Source organism: Pseudomonas sp. MWU13-2100 (assembly GCF_023242365.1).
In the GTDB taxonomy this organism is placed as follows: domain Bacteria; phylum Pseudomonadota; class Gammaproteobacteria; order Pseudomonadales; family Pseudomonadaceae; genus Aquipseudomonas.
In genome coordinates this window covers 1-3339 of record NZ_JALLIX010000091.1, presented here as the reverse complement: position 1 = coordinate 3339, position 3339 = coordinate 1, and the positions used below count along the sequence as shown (strand labels likewise).

The window sequence follows — 3339 nt, the reverse complement described above, 5'->3', positions numbered from 1 at the left end:
GGTTCGCCAAAGGCCCGGCGACTGTAGGCAAAAGGCCCGCCGGCATGGGGAATTGCGCTGGTCAGTTCGGTGAAGCTGAAGATGAAGCAGGTGTACATGGTCGCCACCAGCAAGGTGGTGACGAGAAAGCCCAGGGTACCGGCGGTGCCCCAGCCATAGCTCCAGCCGAAGTATTCGCCGGAGATCACCAGACCCACGGCAATGCCCCACAGGTGCAGCGTGCCCAGCGTGGGCTTGAGTTGTGTGTTCATACGTTTCTCCCTGAACGGTTTGGATACGGCTCGGCTCAGGGGATTGCAGTGGACGTGCCAGCCTCCAGGATCGCGTCGTTATCTGCGAGAATCTGTCGTGTCGAGGACGTTTCGCCGATGTTCGCCTGGATTTCGACTTGCTTTGGTGCGAGCTCGGGCATTTATGGCGCATCGGGACTAGATTTACCGATCACCGGGTCCCGGTCCGCCCCGGGTTCCGCTACAATGCGCGCCGATTTCGACTTGCCAGAGAGCCCGCCCATGTCCGCCTGCCAGACGCCTATCATCGTCGCCCTGGATTTCCCCTCCCGTGACGCCGCCCTGAAGCTGGCCGATCAACTGGACCCGAAGCTGTGTCGGGTCAAGGTCGGCAAGGAACTGTTCACCAGTTGCGCGGCGGAGATTGTCGGCACCTTGCGTGACAAGGGCTTCGAGGTGTTCCTCGACCTGAAATTCCACGATATCCCCAACACCACGGCCATGGCGGTCAGGGCGGCGGCTGAGATGGGTGTGTGGATGGTCAACGTGCATTGCTCCGGCGGCCTGCGCATGATGGCCGCGTGTCGTGAGGTGCTGGATCAGCGCAGCGGCCCGCAGCCGTTGTTGATCGGTGTGACCGTGCTGACCAGCATGGAGCGCGAGGACCTGGCCGGTATCGGCCTGGATGTCGACCCCCAGGTGCAGGTATTGCGTCTGGCGGCCTTGGCGGAGAAGGCCGGGATGGATGGCCTGGTGTGCTCGGCCCTGGAAGCCACGGCGCTCAAGAGTGCCCATCCGGGTTTGCAACTGGTGACCCCGGGGATTCGTCCGGCGGGCAGCGCCCAGGATGATCAGCGCCGTATCCTGACCCCACGCCAGGCCTTGGATGCGGGGTCCGATTACCTGGTGATCGGTCGCCCGATCAGCCAGGCCGCCGATCCGGCCCGGGCGCTGGCGGCGGTAGTGGCCGAACTGGCCTGATAAGGGGCTTGTCGCGAGTCATCGGCAGATGCCCGATGACTCGCGATACGCGCTAGCTGGGAACGCCTCGATTCAAACCTTCAACACCAGTTTGCCGAAATTCTCCCCGCTGAACAGCTTCATCAGTGTCTCCGGAAAGGTCTCCAGGCCTTCGACGATATCTTCCTTGCTCTTGAGCTGGCCCTTGGCGATCCAGCCGGCCATTTCCTGCCCGGCGGCGGCGAAGCGACTGGCATAATCCATCACCACGAAGCCTTCCATGCGCGCACGATTGACCAGCAGCGCCAGGTAATTGGCCGGGCCTTTCACCGCTTCCTTGTTGTTGTACTGGCTGATAGCACCGCAGATCACCACGCGGGCCTTGAAGTTCAGGCGGGTCAGCACCGCGTCGAGAATATCGCCGCCGACGTTGTCGAAATACACGTCCACGCCTTTCGGACATTCGCGTTTCAGGCCGGCGCCAACGTCTTCGCTCTTGTAGTCGATGGCTCCGTCAAAGCCCAGTTCGTTGATCAGAAACTGGCACTTCTCGGCCCCCCCGGCAATCCCGACTACCCGGCATCCCTTGAGCTTGGCAATCTGCCCGGCAATGCTGCCGACCGCGCCGGCGGCCCCGGAGATCACCACGGTTTCGCCGTCTTTCGGCGCACCGACATCCAGCAGCGCGAAGTAGGCGGTCATGCCGGTCATGCCTAGCGCGGACAGGTAGCGCGGCAGCGGCGCCAGTTTCGGGTCGACCTTGTAGAAGCCTTTCGGTTCACCGAGGAAGTAATCCTGTACCCCCAGGGCACCGTTGACATAGTCGCCGACGGCAAAGCCCGGATGGTTGGACGCCACGACTTTTCCGACGCCCAAGGCGCGCATCACCTCGCCAATACCCACTGGCGGGATGTAGGACTTGCCCTCATTCATCCAGCCGCGCATGGCCGGGTCCAGGGACAGGTATTCGTTCTTGACCAGGATCTGGCCTGTTCCTGGTTCGCCCACCGGCACTTGCTGGTAGGTGAAGGTCTCGCGGGTCGCGGGCCCGATCGGGCGCTTGGCCAGCAGGAATTGGCGATTGTTCTGGGTGGTCATGGCAGGCACTCGAAGCTCAATGAAGTCTTGTTGATAGACCCTCATCGAGCAGACGGCAAGTTTTGCCGATGAGGCGAATAGGGCGCGATCCACTTCAATGATGAAAGGTCGCAGGTACTTATCACTGCAATGCATAAGTCATTAACCGGGCTTCTGATAGTGCTGCCGCGACGGCCGCTGTGCTGGCTAGACTGAGGGCACAGCAGCCCTTTCGTATCGCATTGAGGACATAACCATGAGCATGACATTTTCCGGCCAGGTAGCCCTGGTGACCGGCGCGGCGGCCGGCATTGGCCGTGCAACCGCCCAGGCGTTTGCCGCCGAAGGCCTGAAGGTGGTCGTTGCCGACCTCGACGTTGCCGGTGGTGAAGGCACGGTCGAGCTGATCCGTGTCGCTGGTGGCGACGCCGTGTTCGTGCGTTGCAATGTCACTCTGGAAACCGATGTGCAGAACCTCATGGCACAGGCCGTGGATGCCTACGGGCGGGTTGACTACGCCTTCAACAACGCCGGTATCGAGATCGAGAAAGGCAAGCTGGCCGACGGCACCCTGGACGAGTTCGACGCGATCATGGGGGTCAATGTCAAAGGCGTCTGGCTGTGCATGAAGTATCAGTTGCCGCTGATGCTGGCCCAGGGCGGCGGCGCGATTGTCAACACCGCCTCGGTGGCTGGCCTGGGCGCGGCACCGAAGATGAGTATCTACGCGGCCTCCAAGCACGCCGTCATCGGTCTGACCAAGTCGGCGGCCATTGAGTACGCAAAGAAGAAAATCCGCGTCAATGCCGTCTGCCCGGCGGTGATCGATACCGATATGTTCCGTCGTGCCTATGAGGCCGATCCGAAGAAAGCCGAGTTCGCTGCGGCCATGCATCCGGTCGGGCGCATCGGCAAGGTCGAGGAGATCGCCAGTGCGGTGCTTTATCTGTGCAGTGACGGTGCGGCTTTCACCACGGGTCATGCCCTGGCCGTGGACGGCGGAGCCACCGCAATTTGAGCTGTCGCTCGCTTCGTTGGGGGGCGTAGCCCTTATGCAAGGAACCCGCCTAAT

The 3339-nt window shown here is 62.0% G+C and carries 3 protein-coding genes and 1 pseudogene; 2 read left to right on the top strand and 2 right to left on the bottom strand.

Annotated elements, in window-relative coordinates; translation table 11 throughout:
* A pseudogene (locus M5B99_RS29350) lies at positions 1-251 on the bottom strand (ethanolamine permease); the annotation flags it as partial.
* Positions 252-512: 261 nt separating this feature from the next.
* On the opposite strand from M5B99_RS29350, the gene pyrF reads away from it, so the two are divergent.
* Positions 513-1211 carry an orotidine-5'-phosphate decarboxylase gene (pyrF, locus tag M5B99_RS29345; protein WP_248807418.1) on the top strand — a complete coding sequence of 233 codons (699 nt, stop codon included), beginning with the start codon at positions 513-515 and terminating at the stop codon, positions 1209-1211.
* Between the two features lie 72 nt (positions 1212-1283).
* Here pyrF and M5B99_RS29340 read toward each other — a convergent pair whose 3' ends face one another.
* Positions 1284-2288: an NADP-dependent oxidoreductase gene (locus M5B99_RS29340; RefSeq protein WP_248807417.1), complete on the bottom strand. Its 1005-nt coding sequence runs from the start codon at positions 2286-2288 to the stop codon at positions 1284-1286.
* A gap of 235 nt (positions 2289-2523) precedes the next feature.
* Between M5B99_RS29340 and M5B99_RS29335 the strand changes: the two genes are divergently transcribed.
* Complete coding sequence (locus M5B99_RS29335; protein WP_248807416.1) at positions 2524-3285, top strand: SDR family oxidoreductase; 762 nt, start codon at positions 2524-2526, stop codon at positions 3283-3285.
* The last annotated feature ends 54 nt before the right edge of the window (positions 3286-3339 follow it).